Raw genomic sequence first — 22070 nt, 5'->3', positions numbered from 1 at the left:
CGCCGAGGGCGCGCGGCGTATGCATCGTCTTTCGGCGAAGCCGGCAGGATGTACAAAGAAAATGACATCCCCTGCGGGATGTCATTTTCTTTGTACAGACCGACGACAGTAATTCGAAGACTGGATGCCTGCAACACAACCCCGCGCCGACGAATGAGCGCGATCGTGTCGACCAAGTCGTCCTCGTCAGTCGGGAAACTCGGTATCCAGGAACAGCGCTTCCACCTGCGTGCGTGCCCATGGCGTACGACGCAGGAACTTGAGGCTGGACTTCACGCTCGGGTCGCTTCGAAAGCAATTGATGTCGATGCGGCGACCCAGCTCATGCCAGCCATAGTGCTCGACCAGCCGGGTGAGCAAGGATTCCAGGGTAATGCCATTCAGGGATTGCACACGCATGTGAGAGGAAGTTGGGCGGACAGGCAGACAGTATAGCCGCGAGCCTCCACCAGCGGAACTTGTCGCCGGCGCTGCGGTCAACGATGGGGCCTCGGGCGTGGTGACGAGAATGCTTTTCAGCTGCGAATACGTACAAGTTCTCGCAGGGTACGGGGGAGCACCAGCACTAAGGCACGCAATCAACCGGCGAAAAATATCCCGGTCGCGCCGGGATAAGGATCTTTGCAAACGGGATTCACGGATGCCGAAGCGGCTTCGTGCAGCAACGCTTCGGGCGTGAATCCATGCCGGCCAGGGCCTGCTCAAATCACTTGGCGGCAGCGAGCGGGCTGTTCTTGACTGCCGACGTGAATTGCTCGACAGCCGCGTTCACATTGCCCTCGATCGCATCCGAAGCCTGTTTCGTCGCCTGGGTAAGCTGCTGATAGCCGGCATCCGCGCCGCCCAGTGCGGATTTGAACAAGGCGACGGCTTTCTCGCTGCCGGCCGGGGCGTTCTTGCTTACCTGGTCGACCAGCGAAATGACGTTGCGGTTTGTTTCCAGGGCTTGCTCCCGGGCGACCTTCGTGAACTCGGCAGCGGTACCGGCAGCGATCGACGACACCTGGCGGCCGTAAGCCACGGCTTTTTCAGCAGCAGGCTGGACCTGGGCGGTGCTCAGCGAGAAAAATTCTTGCGGATTCTTGGCCGACAGCAGCTGCCTGGCGGTAGCCGACGAATTGTCCAGCGAAGCCTTGGCAGCGCTCAGGTTCAGGTCGACCAGTTTTTCGATGCCCTCGAACGCCTTGCCGGTCAGGGTCGAAAAGATGGCGAACTGGCTCTGGAAAGTAGCCTTCGTTGCATTGGAAAATTGCTCAGGAATTGAAAACATGTATTGCTCCATTCAGTAAGGTTGATGGGAGCTGTAATTAGTCGCTCCGGGTTATTGTGCACTGCAACATAACCAAGCTTACAGGGCTGAAGCAGGATGTCAAGCGAAGTTTTGTGCAGTGCACAAAAAAAGTGGTCATGGTAACGGCACGGTTTTTCAAAATGGTTGCCGCTGCTACCGGTCCATTCCACTGGGGCAAGTAGGGGCCATCTGCTGTATCCAACAACCGACGTGGCGGCATCGGTGGCGGGCGCGACCGCATCGACCGGCATCGACCGGCATCGACCGGGTGCGATCTTCGATGTCTTGCAGCCGTATCGCAGGATTGCCACCGGCATTCACGTCGGCGCTCGGCACGCGGGCACCTGCTAGGGCTGGCTCTGGCGCTGGCTTGCGGCTGGCTCCGTTCGGGTCGAAGAAGCCCTGGCGGAGAGTGGCCTTACCCAGATATTGCGGAAGCTGACCGCATCGCCATGATCCTGCAGTTTGATCGGCGCGGGACCATGTTGGCGGTAAGACGGCTTGCCCGCATACACCGACTCTCCCTGGACTTCGACATGGTTCTGCACCAGCACGCCGTTATGCAGGGCGGTGACATAGGCGGGTGACAGCAGTGACCCATCGGCGGCAAAGCGCGGCGCGGTCCAGACCACGTCGTAGGTCTGCCAGTCGCCGACTGCGGCGCAGGCGTCCACCAGCGGAATGTGCTGCTTGTAGATGCTGGCGGCCTGCCCGTTGGCATAGGTCCTGTTGTTGGCGCAGTCGAGAATCTGGATCTCGTATCCGCTGTCGATGCCGGTCGATGCCAGGAACAGGCCGCTGTTTCCTTTGCCCTGGCCGCTGCCTGTGGCCGATGCCGGCACACGCCACTCCAGGTGGATCTGGTAGTCCGTGAACAGCCTCCTGGTCTGGATATGGCCGGCCCCAGGTCGCACGGTGATCGTGCCGCCCGACACGATCCAGTCGGCCGGCTTGTCGGGCGAAGCAGTCGAAACCCATTCGGAAAGATTCTGTCCGCCGAACAGGACGATCGCATCCGAAGGCGCGCTGGTCGAGGAGCCGGGGATGACGCGCGGCAGTTCCGCTGTCCATACTTCCGTGTCCTTCGGGTCCGGCCCGGGAGCGGGCCCGTTTTGTGCGGCAGCGGAAAACATCGCCGAGCCAATCATGGCCGCAACGGTCTTTATCATCATCATTCGTCCTTTGGAAGGCATGGCTGCACAGGCATGCCCGGGTTGGCAATTCAGCTGCGTCAACTGGTGCCTGCAGGTGTGATTCGATCCCGAACTCACGTTTGCAGGGCCGCTGAACCTCGATTATGCGCGACGCGACGACGCAGGCGAAAAAAGCGCCTTCCTGCCTTCGATGTGAACGCCGCGCTGCCTCGGCTTGACTGCGAGATTCACAGCGTTTGAAAACAATGCTGTCGCACGAGGGGGGCGGATACGTTATTGCAGGCGTTCGCTCATCGCTGTAAACGCATCGTCGCTGCATGTCGCTAACGCATTGGCGCGCATCCAACCGCGGAAGCCTGTCGTACATAGTGCAGACGCCGATCCGGCACTGATCGTCACAGACATTACTCAGAGAAAGGCTCTCGAATGGCAGGCACGGAACCGATTTTCAAAATCACCTCCGAAATTTTCGACAATTCCGCGATGGTCCAGGCATTGCGCGCATGGCACCAGAACGAAGGAACCCTGCGCCCCGTCGGCGTAAGCGGCACAGGAAAGGTCTGGCGAATCCCCTATGGTACGAAATTCAAGCCCAGGAACGGCTTCATACAAGTCGAGCGCGAGAATTTCAAGGTTACCGGTGCGACCGCGGGCGGGCCTGACCAGGCGGTGAAATTCTGGCCGGAGGACAAGTACAACCATCAATGGCCGCGCCTCCTGACTTCCAAGGTGATCGAGAAAGCGCTCAGCTGCCCGAATCTCTATGCCGACGGGAATGAACAGCATCGCAGCGTCGTCATCCTTCTCTTCAGCGAGTGCGCGCGCTCGGTGTACGTGCAGAAGTTCGTCAAAGCGGTCCTGGAGGGTACGGCGTTCACCGAACTGGACTGGCTGCGTATCCAGAAGATGACCAAGGAGTATGGCACTGCCGTGACGTGGGCCCAGCGCCAGATTGCCCCCGGGCCTGCATGGCAGGAGCTGACTGCGGGCGAGCATATGGCCGCCTTCGCCGGCCCCCAGGGGAGCGGGACAGGGCACGCCGACTACGCCAGGCTCCTGTGCAAGATCGATGGCAAGCCTTCCTAGTACAGCGGTATCTCCCGAAAGGTAACAATGAGAAACGTGGACAAGATCCTGATCGTCCAGTTCATGGACAAGACAGGTGCAAAGGGTGACCAGTCGATCGATGACGGCACCGCCGCCTTGCGGAAGCGGTTGAAGGGCGATGGATGGGTGGTCGACACTCTGACCTACCTGTGCGCGCGAGGAAACGCTTACCACGACTACATGCCGGTTGGTATAAGCAGCCAGATGGTCCTGCCCAGCGAATTGATGCCTGCAGCCGCGCTGCAGGAATTCAGGACGAGACTGACGGCCCTTACCGATCAATCGGAACTTATCCTTCGTGGCCACGGCAACAGCAGTCTGGCAACCGTCTGCGGCATCGGGGGTATGGCGATGGCGAATTTCCTGGTCGGCATGGGGTTCGCCAGTCACTGCAAGATCAACATCACTTCCTGCCAGGCCGGCAGGGGAATGGCGCACGTGCATTCCGACGCCACCGCGATCAATGCGACGGCCCTCAGCGAACAGTCGTTTGCCCGCGACCTGATCCATCGGCTGTGCCAGCATGGCCTGCGCAACCAGGTCCACGCGCGGGTCCAGAACGTGATCGTCGACAGCGACGGAAAAAAGACCACGCGCCGGCATGGTTCGAAAGACCCGGGCGACCATGTTTCGAAACAGGCCAGCAGCAAGATCGTCTTCTCCTGCGACGCCAGGGGGTTTGCATCCAGCCGCTATTCCAGCGACATCGACGTGTGATACGAACAAGGAGCCGCCCACTGCATGATCGTGCATCCAGGCAGTGATCCGCGGCGTAGGTAGACAGGACCGGCATCGGCACCACGCAACAAGCGCGGTGCTGGTGCCCATGCCATGTCGACACTCCACTCAATCACCAGGACCATGCATACTCACACCCCCGAAAACCAGCGGCTGGTCGATCTGCTCGGCCGCGTCGCGCTGAAGGACCAGGCGGCGTTCCGGCAACTGTACGACCTGACCAGCGCCCACCTGTTCGGCGTCGCCCTGCGCTTCCTGCGCAGCCGCGCCGCGGCCGAGGAAACCCTGCAGGACGCCTACATCAATGTCTGGCAGCAGGCCGGCACCTATGCCGCCGGCCTGTCCACGCCGATGACGTGGTTGATGAGCATTGTGCGCAACAAGGCGCTCGACCGGCTGCGCAAGGCCAGGATCGAAACGGCACTCACCGAACCCCTCGAGGCCTGCCTCGACGGGCCGGAGGACGCCGCCGCGGATCACGCCGGGCACGTCGATCCGCGCGAACTGTTTGCGGCCGCCACCGAGACGGTCGCCGTCAACCGCTGCATGGCACAGCTCGAACCGGCACAACGCCAGTCGCTCGCGCTGGCCTTCTACAACGGCCTGTCGCACTCTGAGCTGGCGGCACACCTGCGCGTGCCGCCGGGAACGGTGAAAGCCTGGGTGCGCCGCGGGCTGGACCGGCTGCGCAAATGCCTCGAAGCGGACTGCCAGGCCGTCGCCGGGACACTGCGATGAACTACGAGCGCCCCGAACTGCTCGACACGCTGGCCGCCGGCATGCGCACGGTTACGCTGGGCGCGCCGGCGGAACAGGTGTTCGCCACGGTACCGCGCCTTGCCGTGAGTTTCGAGACCGACCCCGCGGCTGCGGCGCCGGCCAACCCATTCGTGCTGACGGGACCATGCGTGAAGTTCTGGTAGCCCGCCTGGCCATGCGCACCGGCGCCGCCAGCGAAGCAGGCGCCGTACGCCAGCGCAACGAAGACCGCTTCGTCGTCGATGCCGCACTGCGCCTGGCGGCGGTGGCCGACGGCATGGGCGGCCATGCCGAAGGGGAGTTCGCCAGCGCCGGCACGCTTGCCGAACTGGTGCGCCACCTGGCCGTCAGCGCAGCGGAAGCGATACAGGCGGCGCCGGGCGGTGATGCCGATGCCACCGACATCGATCCGCGCTGGCATCGCCTTGTCGCGCTCCGTCACGCCGTCGAGGCCGCGAATACGGCGCTGTACCAGGCGAACCGTTCGCGCGGCCATGCGGAGGGCCTTGGCATGGGCAGCACGCTGACCGGCCTGCAGTTCCAGCCGGGGCTCGACGCCATCGTTTCCTTCCATGTCGGCGATAGCCGCCTGTACCGCTGCCGCGACGGCGTACTGACGCAGCTGACGCGTGACCAGACCGCCTACCAGCTGGCGCTGGAGTCGGGCACACCCGGAACGCTGCCGCCGGCCAACCTGCTGCTGCAGGCGATCGGCCCGGCGCCCGGCGTGATTCCCGAGCTGGCCTTCCACGACGTGCGCGCGGGCGACCTGCTGATGCTGTGCAGCGACGGCCTGCATGGCTGGGTACCGCATGCGCAGATCGAGGCGCTGCTGTGCCGCCGGGCCCCGCTGGATGCAGCGTGCGCGGGCCTGCTCGACCTGGCGCGCCAGTACGCCAGCCGCGACAACGTCACGGCGGTGCTGGTGCGGTTCGACAAGGTGCCAGCAGCCGCAAGAAAAAAATACGGCCGTCCGCGTCCAATCGCGGCGGCCTTGCGTAAGTCGTCATGACAAGCGAACAGCGACATGAACGATACCAACCCGACCACCATCGCGGCCCTGGCCGCACCATTCGACGACGTCCGGCCCTGTGGCGAGAACCTGGAATACGACCCACGGTTCCTGGCGCTGGAGCAAGCCGTCAAGGGCAAGCCCGAAGTGCAGTACGGCAGCACGATCACGGCGGCCACCGCGCCGGACTGGAAGGCGATCCGCGAGCAGGCTCTGGGCCTGCTGGCCATTAGCCGCGACCTGCGCGTGGCGGTCCACCTGTCACGCGCGCTGCTGGGCCTCGACGGCTTCGCCGGCCTGGCGGCCGGGCTTTCGCTGGTGGCCGCGCTGCTGGCGACGCAGTGGGACGACGTGCATCCGCAACTCGACCCCGCCGACGATGACGATCCCACGCTGCGCATCAACACGCTGGCCGCGCTGGTGCATGCGGACGGCTTGCTGCGCGAGCTGCGCGCCGCGCCGCTGGTTTCGGCGCGCACGGTGGGCACCTTCGTGCTGCACGACTTCGAGGGCGCGGCGAACGGCGAGGGAGCGGTCGTGGCGCCGGCGCTGATCGAAGCCGCCATCGCCGCGGCGGGCCCGGAGGCGCTGGCCGCGACGGCGGTGGCGCTGGAGTCCGCCGCCGGCAGCGTGCGGCACATCGACACGGAACTGGCCGCGCGGCTGCCCGCCGGTGCCGGTTTCGATACCGCGCCGCTCGCCGGGCTGCTACGCCGCGCGCTGCAGGCGATCGGTCCTTACCGCGACAAGATTATCCCCGCCGCGGAAAGCGCGGATGTGCCGGTACGGGAAGGCGGGTCGCCCGCGCCGCCGGCCGTGCCGCGCGATGGCGAGATCGGCAGCCGTGCCGATGTCGTGCGCCAGCTCGAACGCGTATGCGGCTGGTATGCCCGCCACGAACCGGCCAGCCCGGTGCCCTTGCTGCTGCAGCGGGCCATGGGTCTGGTCGACAAGAATTTCACCGAGCTGCTGCGGGAGCTCGCGCCCGACGGCCTGGGCCAGCTGGCGCAGGTCAGCGGCGTGCGCCCGGAGTCATAGCCGGCAACTCCACCGTATCGGTAGTCAAAGCATCCGGGCCCGCACCGACGCGGGCACCCGGTCGACGTCCACACTTGAATGGAGCCTAACGTGGCCAAGGAAAGCAGTCAGAAATTCATTGCGCGAAACCGCGCACCCCGCGTGCAGATCGAATACGACGTCGAAGCCTACGGCGCCGAGAAAACGGTGCAGCTGCCGTTCGTGATGGGCGTGTTCTCCGACCTGTCGGGCAAGCCGGCCGAAGCGCTGCCGCCGGTGGCCGAACGCAAGTTCCTCGAAATCGATGTCGACAACTTCGACGACCGGTTGAAGGGGATGAAACCGCGCGTGGTTGCCAGCGTGCCGAACACGCTGACCGGGGAGGGCAACCTGGCGCTCGACCTGACGTTCGAGAGCATGGACGATTTCACGCCGGGCGCGATCGCCCGCAAGGTCGAGCCGCTGCGCAAGCTGCTCGAAGCGCGCAGCCAGCTCGCCAACCTGCTTACCTACATGGACGGCAAGACCGGTGCGGAGGAACTGGTCGCGCGGCTGCTGCGGGACCCGGCGCTGATGCAGGCCCTGGCCGCCGCGCCGCGTCCGGTCGGCGCCGGCGTGCCGGGGCAAGCCGATTCACAACCACAGGAATGACCGATGAACATGATTGAAGAACAGACCGCGCCGGCGCTCGCCACGCTGGAATCCGACGACTTCGCCAGCCTGCTGCGGCAGCAGTTCAAGCCCCGCTCCGACAAGGCGCGCGACGCCGTCGAGGATGCGGTGCGCACGCTGGCCGAGCAGGCGCTGCAGGGGGCGGCAGTCATCGGCGGCGACGTGCTCGCCACGATCGAAGGACTGATCGGCGAGATCGACAGGAAGCTGACCGCGCAGATCAACCATGTGTTGCATGATCCTGGCTTCCAGGCCGTGGAAAGCGCCTGGCGTGGCCTGCATTACCTCGTCACCAACACCGAGACCGATGAAACGCTGAAGATCCGCGTGCTGAACATCTCGAAGCCGGAGCTGCACCGCACGCTGCGCAAGTTCAAGGGCATGGCGTGGGACCAGAGCCCCGTCTTCAAGAAGCTGTACGAGGAAGAGTACGGCCAGTTCGGCGGCGAGCCGTATGGCGCGTTCGTGGCCGACTATTACTTCGACAACAGCGCGCCGGACGTGGAATTGCTGACCCAGATGGCGCAGGTGTCCGCCGCCGCCCACGCGCCGCTGATCAGCGCCGCCGATCCCGGCGTGATGCTGATGGATTCGTGGCAGGAACTGGCCAACCCGCGCGACCTGACGAAGCTGTTCCAGACCCCCGAGCACGCCGCGTGGCGCTCGTTCCGCGAATCCGAGGATGCGCGGTATGTCGGCCTGGCGATGCCGCGCTTCCTGGCCCGCGCGCCGTACGGCGCCCGCACCAATCCGGTCGAGGAATTCGACTTCGAGGAAACCACGGGCGCGCCGCGCGCCGCCGACTACACGTGGGCCAACGCGGCCTATGCAATGGCCGTCAACATCAACCGCTCGTTCAAGCGCTACGGCTGGTGCTCGCAGATCCGCGGCATCGAATCGGGCGGGGCCGTCGAGAACCTGCCGGTGCACACCTTCCCGACCGACGATGGCGGCGTCGACATGACATGCCCGACCGAGATTGCCATCAGCGACCGGCGCGAGGCGGAGCTGGCGAAGAATGGCTTCATGCCGCTGGTCCACAAGAAGAACAGCGACCTGGCGGCGTTCATCGGCGCCCAGTCGCTGCACAAGCCGGCCGAATACGACGACCCGGACGCCACCGCCAATGCCAACCTGGCGGCGCGCCTGCCGTACCTGTTCGCCACGTGCCGCTTCGCCCACTACCTGAAGTGCATCGTGCGCGACAAGATCGGCTCGTTCAAGGAGCGCAGCGACATGGAAACGTGGCTGAACAACTGGATCGGCCGCTATGTCGAACACAACCCGGCCACCGCCACCGATGCCGACAAGGCGCGCAAGCCGCTGGCCGGCGCCGAGGTGCTGGTCGAGGAAGTCGAGGGCAACCCCGGCTACTACGGCGCCAAGTTCTTCCTGCGCCCGCACTACCAGCTCGAAGGGCTCACCGTGTCGCTGCGCCTCGTGTCGAAACTGCCTTCTGCCAAGGCGTGAGGCGCGCGGCCCATCCCGCATTCCCAACTTGATTTCCAACTTAAAGGTTACCCATGATCCTGCTGAAATTCGCCAAGCCCATCAAGGGCACGTCCACCGTTGCCGGCCATACGGAATGGATCACCATCGATTCCATCCAGATGGGCGTCGGCCGCGCCATCTCCAGCAGCGGCGGCGGTGCCGACCGCGACACGAGCAACCCGTCGTTCTCGGAAATCTCGCTGAGCAAGGCCACGGACATCGCCTCGGCGGACCTGTTCATGCAGGCCGTCTGCGGCATGAGCCTGGGCAAGGCCGAGCTGCACTTCATCCATACGGGCGGCGCCGACAAGAAGGAGCAGGTGTTCCTGAAGATCGAGCTGGAGGAAGCGATCGTCAGCTCTTACTCGGTCAGCAGCGGCGGCGAACGGCCCAGCGAGACGTTCTCGATCAACTTCACGAAGATCAGCTACCAGTACGACTCGTTCACCGGCGACAAGGTCGTTACCGGCACGCCGAAGAAGTGGGACCTGGAAACCAACGCCACCTTCTGATGCGTGCGCTCCCGATGACACCACCGGCATGCCGCCGCGACGGACGCCGACATGGTTGAGCTGCTGAGCCGCGACCGGCTGCAGCCCGCGTTGCTGGATCGCCTGAGCGACGACGCCAGCGGCGCGCGGCTGGAGTCGCGCGAGCAGCGCGTGCTGTCGCTGCGCGGCCTGCGCGCGGCCGTGCTGCGCGACCTGGGCTGGCTGCTCAACACCACCAGCCTGGCCGCCGCCGCGGTGCCGCTCGAGGCCACGCCGCTGGCGGCGCAGTCCGTCCTCAACTTCGGCCTGCCGGACCTGGCGGGCAAGACCGCTTCGAGCCTCGACCGCCATGCCGTGGCCCGGGCGATCCGCCAGGCCATCTGGGATTTCGAGCCGCGCATCCTGCGCGACAGCCTGCGCGTCGTCGTCGCCGGCGGCCGGTCGGCGGCCGGGTTGAACCAGCTGGCGTTCGAGATCCAGGGCGAGCTGTGGGGGCTGCCGCTGCCCGAGCGGCTGTATGTCCGCACCGAACTTGACCTCGAACTGGGCGCCGTGCGCCTTTTCGACCTGGATGGGACGGGCCTGCGATGAATCCGGCGCTGCTGCGTGCCTACGAGGCCGAACTGCAATACCTGCGCGGCATGGGCGGCGAATTCGCGCGCGATTTCCCGAAGATTGCCGGGCGCCTCGGCCTGGAGACGGAAGCCTGCGCCGACCCGTATGTCGAACGGCTGCTGGAAGGCGTGAGCTTCCTGGCCGCGCGGGTCCAGATGAAGATCGATGCCGAGTTCCCCCGTTTTACCAACCACCTGCTGGAGCTGGTCTACCCGCACTACCTGGCGCCGACGCCGTCGATGGCGGTGGTGCAGCTGCAGCCGGACATGGCCGAGGGCAGCCTCGCGCACGGCTACCGCGTGGCGCGCGGCAGCGCACTGCATGGCATGCTGGGCAAGGGCGACCAGACGGTCTGCGAATTCCGCACCGCCCACGACGTTACGCTGTGGCCGGTGGAACTGGTCCACGCCAGCTACCGGCCTTGCGGCCAGCAGCTCGACGGCATCGACCTCGCGCGGTTTGCAACGAGCGGGCCGGTGAAGGCGGCGCTGCGGCTGCGGCTGCGCTGCGGCGCCGGCCTGGCGTTCGACGACCTGTCGCTGAAAGCGCTGCCGCTGTTCCTGCGCGGCAGCGAGGCGGTGCCCGGCCGGCTGCTGGAGCAACTGGTGGCCCACGTCGCCGGCATCGTCGTGATACCGGCCGGCGAAGTGGGGCAGGCTGCGGCGCACAGCTTCGTGCCGCCCGGCACGGTGCGCCCGCTGGGGTGCGCGGAGGACGAGGCACTGCTGCCGAACGGGCCGCGCACGTTCGAAGGCTACCGCCTGCTGCAGGAGTATTTCGCGCTGCCGCAGCGCTTCATGTTCGTGGAACTGGGCGGGCTGGGGCCGGCGCTGCGGCGCTGTTCCGGCAACGAGGTCGACATCGTGGTGCTGCTGGGCACATGCGACCCGGCCCTCGAGCAGGCCGTCGACGCGGCCAGCTTCGGCCTGTACTGCACGCCGGCGATCAACCTGTTTCCCAGGAACGCCGACCGCATCCACCTGTCCGATCGCCAGGCCGAGTTCCACGTCGTGCCGGACCGCACGCGGCCGATGGATTACGAGGTGTACCAGGTGCTCGGCGTGAAGGGGTACGGCAGCGGCAGCGACGCGGTGCAGGCCTTCCAGTCGTTCTACCGCGCCAACGACCTGCAGGGCGCGCGCTCGACTGCCTATTACCAGGTGCGGCGCGATGCACGCATGCTGTCGGCGCGCCAGCAGCGCGACGGCGCGCGCTCCGGCTACGTCGGCAGCGAAGTATTCCTGACGCTGGTCGATGGGTGCGCTGCGCCGTGGAGTGGCGAACTGCGGCAACTGGGCGTGGAAACGCTGTGCACCAACCGCGACCTCGTGCTGGGCATGCCGCTCGGTGCCGGCCGTACCGACTTCACGCTCGGCGCCGGTGCGCCGGTGCGCGCGGTGCGTTGCGTGGCCGGGCCCAGCGTGCCGGCAGCGTCGCATGCGCAGGGCGAGACGGCCTGGCGGCTGGCCAGCCACCTGTCGCTGAACTACCTGTCACTGCTGGACGCGCCGGGCGGGGCCGGCGCCACGGCGCTGCGCGACATGCTGCGCCTGTACTGCGCCCGCGACGACCTGGCGGCCCAGCGGCAAATCGACGGCCTGCGCGCGGTGCGCGCCGAAGCGGTGGTGCGCCGCCTGCCGCTGCCCGGGCCGGCCAGCTTCGGCCGTGGCCTGCAAGTCACTGTCGAGTTCGACGACGCGGCCTTCACCGGCAGCGGCGTGTTCGTGCTCGGCATGCTGCTCGAACAGTTCTTCGCCAAGTACACGAGCCTGAACAGCTTTACCGAAACCCGCGTGCACACGGCGGCACGGGGACTCGTGATGGCCTGGCCGGCCAGGATGGGGCGATGCGCGACGCTGTAGCACTGCTGGACCAGCTGGCCGCCGATCCGGCGTCGTTCGATTTCTACGCCGCGCTGCGGCTGGTCGAATGCGCGCATCCGGCATTGCCGCGCATCGGCATGGCACGGCGCCCGCGCGACGAGGCGCTGCGGCTCGGACAGCACCCTTCGCTGGCGTTCGAGCCGCACATGCTGGCCGCGCTTGAACGCGGGGCTGGCGGTGATAACGAAGGCGAAGGGAAGGGCAGGACGCCGCGCCTGCTGCTGAACTTCTTCGGCCTGCTGGGCGCGAATGGCCCGATGCCCGTGCACCTGACTGAATACATCCGCGAGCGCCAGCGGCACCATGACGACGCCGCGCCGGCGCGCTTCCTGGACATGCTGCAGCACCGGATCATGACGCTGCTCTACCGCGCGTGGGCCAGCGCCCAGCCGGCGGTCGGTTTCGACCGCCCGGGCGACGACCCGTATGCCCGCTATGTCGGCGCCCTGGTCGGCATCGGCATGCCGTCGCTGCTTGCCCGCGACGGCGTGGCCGATCACGCCAAGCTGCACTATGCAGGCCGGCTCGGGCCCCAGCAGCGCAGCGCGGCCGGACTGGCGGCCATCCTCGGCGACTGGCTGGGGGCGCCCGTGGCCGTGCAGGAATTCGCCGGCGGCTGGCTACGCCTGCCGGAGGATGGCCTGGCGCGGCTGCGCTGCGGGCCGCACGCCGCGCGGCTCGGCCAGGACACGGTGCTGGGCACGCGGGTCTGGAACGCGCAGCACCGGTTCCGGCTGCTCGTCGGCCCGCTGGATTTCGCACGCGTCCGGGCGCTGCTGCCCGGCACCCCGGGAATGCGCCAGCTCGCCGACTGGGTGCGCCTGTATGCCGGGCCGGCGCTGGACTGGGAACTGGTACCGGTCATCGCCAGGGAAACGGTACCGCGCCTGCGGCTGGGCCGGGAGTCCAGGCTCGGCTGGACCACCTGGCTTGGCTCGCGGGCACCCGAACATGACGATCGCCAGCTGCGCCTGCGCAGCGGCCCACCCCATGCAACACCATCGAAAGGAGATTCCCATGGCTGACATCAGCCGCACCGCCCTGTTCGGGAAACTGAACACGCTGTGCTACCGCACCGTCGAGAGCAGCGTCGTGTTCTGCAAGCTGCGCGGCAACCCGTACGTCGAACTGGCGCACTGGCTGCACCAGCTGCTGCAGGCACCGGATTCGGACCTGCACCGCGTGCTGCGCGAGTACGACATCGAACGCGACCGGGTGCTGGCGGACCTGACCGCCGCACTCGACCGGCTGCCGCGCGGTGCCGCGTCGATCACCGACCTGTCGCACCAGCTGGAGGAAGCCGTCGAGCGCGCGTGGGTATATGGCACGTTGATGTTCGGCGCCGCGCGGGTGCGCTCAAGCCACCTGCTGGTCGGACTGCTGAAGACCAGCGGCCTGCGCAACGCCCTGCTCGGCCTGTCGGCGCAGTTCGGGCGGATCGGCACCGACGACCTGGTGGAGCGGCATGCGGCGCTGCTCGCCACATCGCCGGAAACGGACATGGGTGGCGGCGAAGGCGGCGGCGAACCCGGTACGGCGGCCGACGCGATCGCCGCGACGGCGCCAGGCAAGGGCGAAGCGCTGGCCCGCTTCACCACCGACCTGACGGCGCAGGCCACTGCCGGCGCCATGGACCCGATCGTCGGCCGCGACGACGAGATACGCCGCGTCATCGACATCCTGATGCGCCGCCGCCAGAACAATCCGATCCTGGTCGGCGAGGCCGGCGTCGGCAAGACCGCCGTGGTGGAAGGCCTGGCCCAGCGCATCGCCGGCGGCGACGTGCCGCCGGCGCTGCGCCACGTGCGCCTGCTGGCCCTCGACCTTGGCCTGCTGCAGGCCGGGGCCAGCATGAAGGGCGAGTTCGAGCAGCGCCTGCGCGCCGTGATCGACGACGTGCAGGCCAGCGACAGGCCCGTCATCCTGTTCATCGACGAGACCCACACGCTGGTCGGGGCGGGCGGGGCCACCGGCACCGGCGACGCCGCGAACCTGCTCAAGCCGGCGCTGGCGCGTGGCACGCTGCGCACCGTAGGCGCCACCACGTTCGCCGAGTACCGCAGGCACATCGACAAGGATCCGGCGCTGTCGCGGCGCTTCCAGGCCGTCGAGGTGGGCCAGCCCGACGAGGCGCGCGCGTTGCTGATGATGCGCGGGATCGCTGCGGCGCTGGAAGGCCACCATGGCGTGCAGGTGCTGGATGAGGCGCTGGACGCCGCGGTGCGGCTGTCGCACCGCTATATCCCGGCGCGGCAGTTGCCCGACAAGGCGGTGAGCGTGCTCGATACCGCCTGCGCGCGCGTTGCGATCGGGCTGCACGCGATGCCGGCCGAGGTCGACGACAGCCGGCGCCGCATCGCAGCGCTGGAAACGGAGCGGGACATCGTCCAGCGCGAAGCGGCCATCGGTGTCGACGGGGGCGGGCGGATGGCGCAGCTGCAGGACGCGCTGGCGCTGGAACGGGAGCGCGAAGAGGCGCTGTCCGCGCGCTGGACCGCCGAGAAGGCGCTGGTCGGACGCATCCTGGCGCTGCGCGCCGCGCTGCAGGGTGAGCCTCTTGGCGCGGCCGAGGACGAAGAAGGGTCCCGGCACAAGCAGCTGGCATCGCTTCGCGCACTGCAGGACGAGCTGGCGGCATGCCAGGGCGAGCAGCCGCTGGTGCTGGCCACGGTCGACCGTCATGCCGTGGCGGCGGTGGTGCAGGACTGGACCGGCATCCCGGTCGGCCGCATGATGCGCGACGAGGTGGCCGGCGTGCTGGCCCTGGCGGATGCACTGGGGCGCCGCATCATCGGCCAGCGCCATGCGCTGGACATGATCGCCCGCCGCGTGCAGACCGCCCGCGCGGGGCTCGACAATCCGGGCAAGCCGGTCGGCGTGTTCTTGCTGGCCGGCACATCGGGCGTGGGCAAGACCGAGACGGCGCTGGCGCTGGCCGAAACACTGTATGGCGGCGAGCAGAACCTCATCACCATCAACATGAGCGAATACCAGGAAGCGCACACGGTCTCGGCGCTGAAGGGCGCGCCGCCCGGCTATGTCGGCTACGGCGAGGGCGGCGTGCTGACCGAGGCCGTGCGCCGCCGGCCGTACAGCGTGGTGCTGCTCGACGAAGTGGAAAAGGCCCATCCCGACGTGCACGAACTGTTCTTCCAGGTCTTCGACAAGGGCTGGATGGAAGATGGCGAAGGCCGCGTCATCGATTTCCGCAACACGCTGATTTTGCTGACGACGAACGTCGGCACGGCGCTGATTACGCGCCTGTGCGGCGATCCGGACGCGGCGCCCGACCCGGAAACGATCGCGGCGGCGCTGCGCACACCGCTGCTGCAGGTCTTCCCGCCGGCGCTGCTGGGCAGGGTGGTAACGGTACCGTATTACCCGCTGGGCGACGACATGCTGGCCGCCATCATCCGCCTGCAGCTCGACCGGATCGGCCGCCGCATCACCGAGCGCCATGGCGTGCCGTTCTCGTACAGCGACGCAGTGGTGGCGCTGGTGGCCAGCCGCTGCACCGAGCTGGAAAGCGGCGGGCGCATGATCGACGCGATCCTGACCAACACGCTGCTGCCGGCGCTCAGCGCCGAGTTCCTGTGCCGCCTGCTCGACGCCGGCACGGACGCGCGCGCCGCCATCGCCAGCGTCGCCGTCGAGGTGCGCGATGGCGAACTGGCCTACGACTACGGGAGCCGGTAGGCGATGGCGACCACCCAGGACAGGCGCGACGTCCACGTCGCCTGCGTGCTCGGTGCCGACGTGCTGCTGCTGCGCCGCATGCGCGGCAGCGAGGCGCTGTCGCAGCTGAGCCGCTACGATCTCGAGCTGTACAGCGAGCGTGCCGACCTGCAGCCGGACGCGCTGCTGGCGACGCCGCTGTCCGTCGGCATCGCGTTGCCGCGCGGCGGCACGCGGTACTTCCACGGCCTCGTCACGCGCTTCGCGCTGACCGGTCGGCAAGGGCGCTTCAGCACCTACCAGGCCACGGTCAGGCCGTGGCTGTGGTTCCTCACGCGATCGTCGGACTGCCGCATCTTCCAGGAGCGGTCGGTGCCCGATATCGTCAAGGCCGTGTTCGCGCCGTATGCGATCGCCGACGTCGACACGGCCGGCCTGGGCGGCGCCTACCGGCCATTGCCGTACTGCGTGCAGTATCGCGAAACGGATTTCCAGTTCGTCAGCAGGCTGCTCGAGGCGGCCGGCATCTATTATTTCTTCCGCTGCGATGCCAGACGCCACACGCTCGTGCTGGCCGACTCCTACGCCGCCCACGCGCCGGCCCCCGGGTATGCCAGCCTGCTGTACATGCCGGCCGCCGACCACGCGATGCGCGAGAGCGAGGTGGTGTACGAGTGGCATATGGGCGCCGAGGTCGAGCCGGGCGTGCAGGTGCTGAAGGATTTCGATTTCGAGCAGCCCGCCGCCAACCTGCTGGTCAAGGCCGCCACCGTGCGCGGCCACGCGCAGGCCGACCATGAGCTGTTCGACTGGCCGGGCAATTACAGCGCGCGGGCCGATGGCGACGCCGCGGCCCGCGTGCGCCTCGATGCACTGCACACCAGCTACCAGCGGATACGGGGCGCCACGCGCGCGCGCGGGCTGTTCCCCGGCACGCTGTTCCGGCTCGCCGAGCATCCGCGCGCCGACCAGAACGGCGAATTCCTCGTCGTGGCGGCCGACTACGTGCTCGCATCCGACCCGTACCAGACGACCGCGCCGGCCGAGCCGGAGCCGTTGCTGACATGCGCCTTCGACGTGATGCCGAAGCAGCGCGATTTCCGCGCGCCGCTGGCCACCCGCAAGCCCCTGGTGCACGGCCCGCAGACCGCCATCGTCGTCGGCAAGGCCGGCGAGGAAATCTGGACCGATAAGTATGGCCGCATCAAGGTGCAGTTCCACTGGGACCGCGCCGGGCGCGACGACGAAGCCAGTTCATGCTGGGTGCGGGTGGCCCAGGGCTGGGCGGGGCGGCGCTGGGGCGCGATGTTCGTGCCCCGCATCGGCCAGGAAGTGATCGTCAGCTTCCTCGAGGGCGACCCGGACCGCCCGCTGGTCACCGGCAGCGTGTACAACGCCGACAACATGCCGCCGTATCCGCTGCCGGCATCGGCCACGCGCTCGACGGTCCGCAGCGAATCGTCGCCCGGGGGCGGCGGCCACAACGAGCTGCGCTTCGAGGACAGGAAGGGCGCGGAGCAGTTCTACGTGCATGCGCAGCGCGAGCTGGAGCACCGGGTCGGCCGCGACTTCCTTGCCTGGGTCGGGCGCGACCGCCATGTGCTGACCGTGGGCGACAGCTACGAAAAGACCGGTGGCGACCGGCACCTGGCCGTGGGCGGCGCGCGCCGCGAACGGACCGATGGTGCCATGGCCTTGTCCGCCGGAGCCGACATGGTACTGGCGGGCGACACGCGGGCCGGGCTGCACGCCGGGACGTCCCTGCACATCAAGGGCGGCACCAATGTCGTCATCGAGGCGGGCGCCACGATCACGCTGAAGGCCGGCGCCAGTTTTCTCACCATCGGACCGGCGATGATCGTGGCGTCGGCCATGCCGATCCCGATGCCGTCGGCCGCCACGGCCGCCACGGCTGCGGTGCTGGCCGCCACGATCCTGCCGCCGGCGCGGCCGGCGGACCCGCGCGAAGCCGACGACGGCAAGCAATGAACGGCATCGACATCACTGAAAGGAAAGGCATGAACGATACGAACAGCGGGGAGGCCGCCGCCCTGGTGCTGCGGGTACGCAGCTACCGCGGCGCGGCGCCGCCCATCGCACTGGAAGCGCGCTTCGACGGCGCAGGCGGCACCGTCGGGCGGGCGCCGGGCAACCTGCTGGTGCTGGACGACCCGGGCAAGTACATCTCGCGGGTGCACGCGGCGGTCATGGTGACGGACGGGCGGTTCTGTCTGGCCGATCAGGGCGCCAATCCCAGTCTCGTCAACGGCCGGCCGCTGGGCGCGGGCGCCATTGCCGCGCTGGCCGACGGCGACCTCGTGGCGATCGGCGACTACCTGCTGGACGTCGCCGTGCTGGCGGCGACCCCGGGCGCACCGGAGCCGGACGCAATGGCCACGATGATCGCGGCGCCGGCGCCGCATCCCGCGCCACCACTGGCGCGCTTCGCTGCAGCGTCATCGGAGCCTTTCGCTGCACCGCCATCGGCGCCGTTCCTGGCGCCGCCCGTGGGGCCGGCCGATGCGCTGGCCATGGCCGGGATCCTGCGCAACGGCGATGGTGCGCCGCCCGCAGATCCGCTGGGGCTGCTGCCGGATGGCCTGACGATGCCCGTCGGTCCGGCCGGGATCGGCACGCCGGGCGACCACGTGCCGCCGGAGCGCCAGGCGTATGCGCCCCCGGCCATCCCGGCCGACTACGATCCGCTGGCGAGCCTGTTCGCCGCCGCCCGCCCCGCCACTGCACCGCCGCCGGTCGTTCCGTTGACCGCGGCGCACGCGGCCCCGCCGCCGCCCGCGGCGCCGGCAGTCGCGCCGGCGCCGGTGCCTGCGCATCCATTGCCGCCAGCCGCCGGCGACGCCGTGCTGCGCGCGCTGCTGGACGGCCTCGGCCTGCCGCGGTGGCGCGCCGACCGCCCGCCCGAAGAGACGGCGCGGCTGGCGGGAGCGATGCTGCGCGCCGCTACCCGGGGCACGATGGAGGTGCTGACGGCGCGCGCGGTGACGAAGCGCGAAAGCCACATCGACATGACGATGATCGCCGCCCGTGCCAACAACCCGTTGAAATTCTTCCCCGACGCCGATACGGCGCTGGCGCAGATGCTGGGTGCCGAGGCGCCAGGCTACCTGCCGGCGCAGGCGGCCTTCGGCGCCGCGTTCGACGACCTGAAGGCGCACGAACTGGCCGTCATTGCCGGCATGCGCGCTGCACTGGGCGTCGTCGTGCAGCGTTTCGATCCGGCGCGGGTCGAACAGCGGATGTCCACCGGCGGCCGTCTCGACCGCCTGCTGCCGGCACGGCGCAAGGCGCGCCTGTGGGACCGCCTGGCGGCGTCCTACGGTGACCTGGTGCGCGACGCCGACGACGACCTGCAGCGGCTGTTCGGCGAACAGTTCGCCGTCGCCTACCAGCAGCAGATCGAACGGCTGCGCGGCGGCCATCATCCAACTTCACCAGCGAGCAGCCATGTCGTGGAATAGCAAAGTCATCTGGTCGGAAGGCATGCTGCTGCAGCCGCAGCACATGCAGCAGCACGACCGTCACCTGGATGCGGCCCTGGAAGGCCGCGCCGGCGCGCTGCGTCCGTATGCATGGGGCCTGTCGCATATCGAGCTGGACGCGTCGCAGCTCGCTCTCGGCAAGATCGCACTGCGCGCGTGCAGCGGCGTGCTGCCCGACGGAACCCCGTTCGGGCTGGGCGGCGACGAGGATATCCCGCTGCCGCTGGACGTGCCGCCCGAGGCACGCGACATGACCGTGGTGCTGGCACTGCCGCTGCGCCGCCACGGCGTGCCCGAAGTCGACGACGGCGATGGCGCCGGCAGCGGCGCCAGGCACCGTCGTGCCGAGGCCGAGGTATGGGACAGCAACGGGCTCGATATCAGCGCCCGTGTCGAGATCGGCAAGCTGCGCCTGCGCCTGGTCCTGCGCGATGCGTTGGCCGAGGGCTGCGCGACGCTGGGTATCGCCCATGTGATCGAGCGACGTGCCGACAACCAGGTGGTGCTCGATGCGGCCTATTGCCCGCCGGCGCTGGCATTGCGCGCCGCGCCGCCGCTGGCCGGCTTCCTCGACGAGCTGCATGGTCTGCTGCACCAGCGCGCCGAAGCACTGGCCGCGCGGCTCGCGCAGCCGCAGGCCAGCGGCGCCGGCGAGATCGCCGATTTCCTGCTGCTGCAACTGCTCAACCGCAGCGAGCCGCTGGTGGCCCACCTGGCCCGAACCCCGGCGCTGCATCCGGAAGCGCTGTACCGCGCGCTGTGCGCGCTGGCGGGAGAACTGGCCACCTTCACCCGGGCCGACAAGCGCGCGCCGCAGTATCCGCCGTATCGCCACGACGCGATCGCGGCCAGCTTCCTGCCGCTGATGCTCGACCTGCGCCGCTCGCTGTCGGCCGTGATGGATCCGCAGGCGGTCGCGCTGGCGCTGGAAGAGCGCCAGTTCGGCATCCGCGTCGCCGTGCTGCCGGACCGGGAGCTGCTGCGGTCGGCCACGTTCGTGCTGGCGGTGCAGGCGCAGGTGGCGCCCGATGCGGTGCGCACCGGCTTCCCGCCGCAAGTGAAGATCGGTTCGGTGGAAACCATCCGCGACCTGGTCAACCTGCAGCTGCCCGGCATCCCCCTGCGCCCGCTGCCGGTCGCGCCGCGCCAGCTGCCTTATCTGGCCGGCCACACCTATTTCGAACTCGACCGCGGCAGCGACTACTGGCAGCAGCTGAACAACTCGGCCGGCTTCGCCATGCACATCGCCGGCAATTTCCCCGGCCTGCGCATGCAGTTCTGGGCAATCCGCAACCTGGCATCCCGACATGCAGCCTGACGACCATCACGACACCGGGCACGACCCAGACCGCACCATGCTGGTGCCGAACCCGGGCATGCGCCGCGCCGCCGCGCCGCCGGTACCCGTTCAGCCGGACCCGATGCCGCAGCAAGCCACACAACCTGCCTGGCCGGGCATGACAGCGCGCCAGATGCCGGAACGGGGGGCACTGAACCCGCTGGTGCGCGCCGCCAACCCGCTGCTCGGGCTCGTGTTGCCGCTGCGCGGCGCGGCGGCACCCGACCTGGACGTGCTGCGTGCCCGGCTCAGCGACGCCGTGCGGCGCTTCGAGGCCGACGCCCGCGGTGCCGGCATCGAGGTGGAGACGATCGCCGCCGCCCGCTATGCACTGTGCACGCTGATCGACGAAACCGTCTCGGGCACGCCCTGGGGCGCCGCAGTCTGGAACCGGCGCAGCCTGCTCGTGGCATTCCACAACGAAGCCTGGGGCGGCGAGAAATTCTTCGTCGTGCTGCAGCGGCTGAGCGCCGACCCGGGCCGGCACCTGCATGTGCTGGAATTGATGTACCTGTGCCTGGCCTTCGGGCTGGAAGGGCGCTACCGGGTAATGGACCGTGGCCACGAGCAGCTGGCGCTGCTGCGCGAGCGCCTGCTGGCGTTGATCGCGCGGCAGCGCGGGGCCCATGAACAGGACCTGTCGCCGCGCTGGCGCGGGCAGCCGCAGGCACAGTTGCGCGTGCCGGCGTGGGCGCCGTGGCTGGTGGCCGCAGGCGCGGCCCTGTCGCTGCTGCTGTTGCAGCTGACGTTCAGCTGGCTCCTCGGCCGGCAATCCGACCCCGTGTACGCGCGGCTGGCCGCGTTGCGCACACAGCTACACGTATCGCCGGCGCGTGTGGTGGTTCCGCTGGCGCAGCCTCCCGCGCCGGCGCGCCTGGCGGGGCTGCTGGCCGCCGACGTCGCGAGCGGAATGGTCGAGGTGACGGAAAGCGCCGGCCGTTCGGTCATCACGCTGCGCGGCGACGGCGGCTTCGCCTCCGGCAGCGACGAGATCGCGCCACGCCTGCTGCCCGTGCTGCGCCGCATCGGCGACGCGCTCGCCACGGTGCCGGGCAGGGTGGTGGTCACCGGCCATACCGACAATACCCGTCCCGCGCTGTCCGCGCGCCTGCCGACCAACTTCGACCTGTCGAAGGCGCGTGCGCGCAACGTGTCGGCGCTGCTTGCCGGTCAGGCCGGCACGCCCGGGCGCTTCGCCAGCGAAGGCCGCGGCGACACCGAGCCGATCGTGCCGAACGACAGTCCGGCCAACCGCGCTCGCAACCGCCGTGTCGACATCGTCGTCACGGCCGCCGCCGCATCACGCTAACCCATGCACCCGAACGT

The 22070-nt window shown here is 68.5% G+C and carries 20 protein-coding genes; 17 read left to right on the top strand and 3 right to left on the bottom strand.

Going from position 1 to position 22070, the window contains the following annotated elements; all coding sequences use genetic code 11:
* Positions 1 to 186: 186 nt before the first annotated feature.
* The 3 genes from ACY65G_RS07045 to ACY65G_RS07035 all read right to left on the bottom strand — a co-directional run bounded on the left by ACY65G_RS07045 (position 187) and on the right by ACY65G_RS07035 (position 2466).
* Entirely contained in the window at positions 187 to 399 is a 213-nt protein-coding gene (locus ACY65G_RS07045; RefSeq protein ID WP_464996656.1) for a VF530 family protein, read from the bottom strand.
* Between the two features lie 307 nt (positions 400 to 706).
* Positions 707 to 1270: a TIGR01841 family phasin gene (gene phaP, locus ACY65G_RS07040; RefSeq protein WP_464996655.1), complete on the bottom strand. Its 564-nt coding sequence runs from the start codon at positions 1268 to 1270 to the stop codon at positions 707 to 709.
* 368 nt (positions 1271 to 1638) lie between these two features.
* On the bottom strand, positions 1639 to 2466 hold the full coding sequence (locus ACY65G_RS07035; RefSeq protein WP_464996654.1) for a 3-keto-disaccharide hydrolase: 828 nt from the start codon (positions 2464 to 2466) through the stop codon (positions 1639 to 1641).
* A gap of 405 nt (positions 2467 to 2871) precedes the next feature.
* On the opposite strand from ACY65G_RS07035, the gene ACY65G_RS07030 reads away from it, so the two are divergent.
* The 17 genes from ACY65G_RS07030 to icmH all read left to right on the top strand — a co-directional run bounded on the left by ACY65G_RS07030 (position 2872) and on the right by icmH (position 22053).
* Positions 2872 to 3531, top strand: coding sequence for a hypothetical protein (locus ACY65G_RS07030; RefSeq protein WP_464996653.1), 660 nt, complete (start codon positions 2872 to 2874; stop codon positions 3529 to 3531).
* Positions 3532 to 3567: 36 nt separating this feature from the next.
* Positions 3568 to 4269: a C80 family cysteine peptidase gene (locus tag ACY65G_RS07025; protein WP_464996652.1), complete on the top strand. Its 702-nt coding sequence runs from the start codon at positions 3568 to 3570 to the stop codon at positions 4267 to 4269.
* Between the two features lie 144 nt (positions 4270 to 4413).
* A complete protein-coding gene (locus tag ACY65G_RS07020; protein WP_464996651.1) occupies positions 4414 to 5028 on the top strand; it encodes a sigma-70 family RNA polymerase sigma factor in 615 nt (204 codons plus the stop codon).
* Positions 5025 to 5213: a hypothetical protein gene (locus ACY65G_RS07015; protein WP_464996650.1), complete on the top strand. Its 189-nt coding sequence runs from the start codon at positions 5025 to 5027 to the stop codon at positions 5211 to 5213. The genes ACY65G_RS07020 and ACY65G_RS07015 overlap by 4 nt, the downstream gene beginning before the upstream one ends.
* The gene (locus tag ACY65G_RS07010; protein WP_464996649.1) at positions 5195 to 6061 is read left to right on the top strand and encodes a PP2C family protein-serine/threonine phosphatase; all 867 of its coding nucleotides are present in this window, start codon (positions 5195 to 5197) and stop codon (positions 6059 to 6061) included. The genes ACY65G_RS07015 and ACY65G_RS07010 overlap by 19 nt, the downstream gene beginning before the upstream one ends.
* Before the next feature lie 15 nt (positions 6062 to 6076).
* Positions 6077 to 7099: a type VI secretion system protein TssA gene (tssA, locus tag ACY65G_RS07005; RefSeq protein ID WP_464996648.1), complete on the top strand. Its 1023-nt coding sequence runs from the start codon at positions 6077 to 6079 to the stop codon at positions 7097 to 7099.
* Between the two features lie 90 nt (positions 7100 to 7189).
* Entirely contained in the window at positions 7190 to 7729 is a 540-nt protein-coding gene (tssB, locus tag ACY65G_RS07000) for a type VI secretion system contractile sheath small subunit (protein ID WP_464996647.1), read from the top strand.
* Between the two features lie 3 nt (positions 7730 to 7732).
* A complete protein-coding gene (gene tssC, locus ACY65G_RS06995) occupies positions 7733 to 9220 on the top strand; it encodes a type VI secretion system contractile sheath large subunit (RefSeq protein ID WP_464996646.1) in 1488 nt (495 codons plus the stop codon).
* Between the two features lie 53 nt (positions 9221 to 9273).
* Entirely contained in the window at positions 9274 to 9753 is a 480-nt protein-coding gene (locus ACY65G_RS06990; protein ID WP_464980723.1) for an Hcp family type VI secretion system effector, read from the top strand.
* Positions 9754 to 9804: 51 nt separating this feature from the next.
* On the top strand, positions 9805 to 10323 hold the full coding sequence (tssE, locus tag ACY65G_RS06985) for a type VI secretion system baseplate subunit TssE (protein WP_464996645.1): 519 nt from the start codon (positions 9805 to 9807) through the stop codon (positions 10321 to 10323).
* The gene (tssF, locus tag ACY65G_RS06980) at positions 10320 to 12209 is read left to right on the top strand and encodes a type VI secretion system baseplate subunit TssF (RefSeq protein ID WP_464996644.1); all 1890 of its coding nucleotides are present in this window, start codon (positions 10320 to 10322) and stop codon (positions 12207 to 12209) included. The genes tssE and tssF overlap by 4 nt, the downstream gene beginning before the upstream one ends.
* A complete protein-coding gene (gene tssG, locus ACY65G_RS06975; protein WP_464996643.1) occupies positions 12194 to 13255 on the top strand; it encodes a type VI secretion system baseplate subunit TssG in 1062 nt (353 codons plus the stop codon). The genes tssF and tssG overlap by 16 nt, the downstream gene beginning before the upstream one ends.
* Positions 13248 to 15926, top strand: a complete 2679-nt coding sequence (gene tssH / locus ACY65G_RS06970; RefSeq protein ID WP_464996642.1) for a type VI secretion system ATPase TssH — start codon at positions 13248 to 13250, stop codon at positions 15924 to 15926. The genes tssG and tssH overlap by 8 nt, the downstream gene beginning before the upstream one ends.
* Before the next feature lie 3 nt (positions 15927 to 15929).
* Positions 15930 to 17894: a type VI secretion system Vgr family protein gene (locus ACY65G_RS06965; RefSeq protein ID WP_464996641.1), complete on the top strand. Its 1965-nt coding sequence runs from the start codon at positions 15930 to 15932 to the stop codon at positions 17892 to 17894.
* Positions 17895 to 17923: 29 nt separating this feature from the next.
* Positions 17924 to 19384 carry a type VI secretion system-associated FHA domain protein TagH gene (tagH, locus tag ACY65G_RS06960; RefSeq protein WP_464996640.1) on the top strand — a complete coding sequence of 487 codons (1461 nt, stop codon included), beginning with the start codon at positions 17924 to 17926 and terminating at the stop codon, positions 19382 to 19384.
* Entirely contained in the window at positions 19371 to 20723 is a 1353-nt protein-coding gene (gene tssK, locus ACY65G_RS06955) for a type VI secretion system baseplate subunit TssK (protein WP_464996639.1), read from the top strand. The genes tagH and tssK overlap by 14 nt, the downstream gene beginning before the upstream one ends.
* Positions 20713 to 22053 carry a type IVB secretion system protein IcmH/DotU gene (gene icmH, locus ACY65G_RS06950; RefSeq protein ID WP_464996638.1) on the top strand — a complete coding sequence of 447 codons (1341 nt, stop codon included), beginning with the start codon at positions 20713 to 20715 and terminating at the stop codon, positions 22051 to 22053. Before tssK ends, icmH begins: the two co-directional genes overlap by 11 nt.
* Positions 22054 to 22070 lie beyond the last annotated feature (17 nt).

Source organism: Pseudoduganella sp. jia 12, assembly GCF_055502675.1.
Note: the sequence above shows the minus strand (reverse complement) of the source record. Positions and strands in the feature narration are given on the sequence as shown.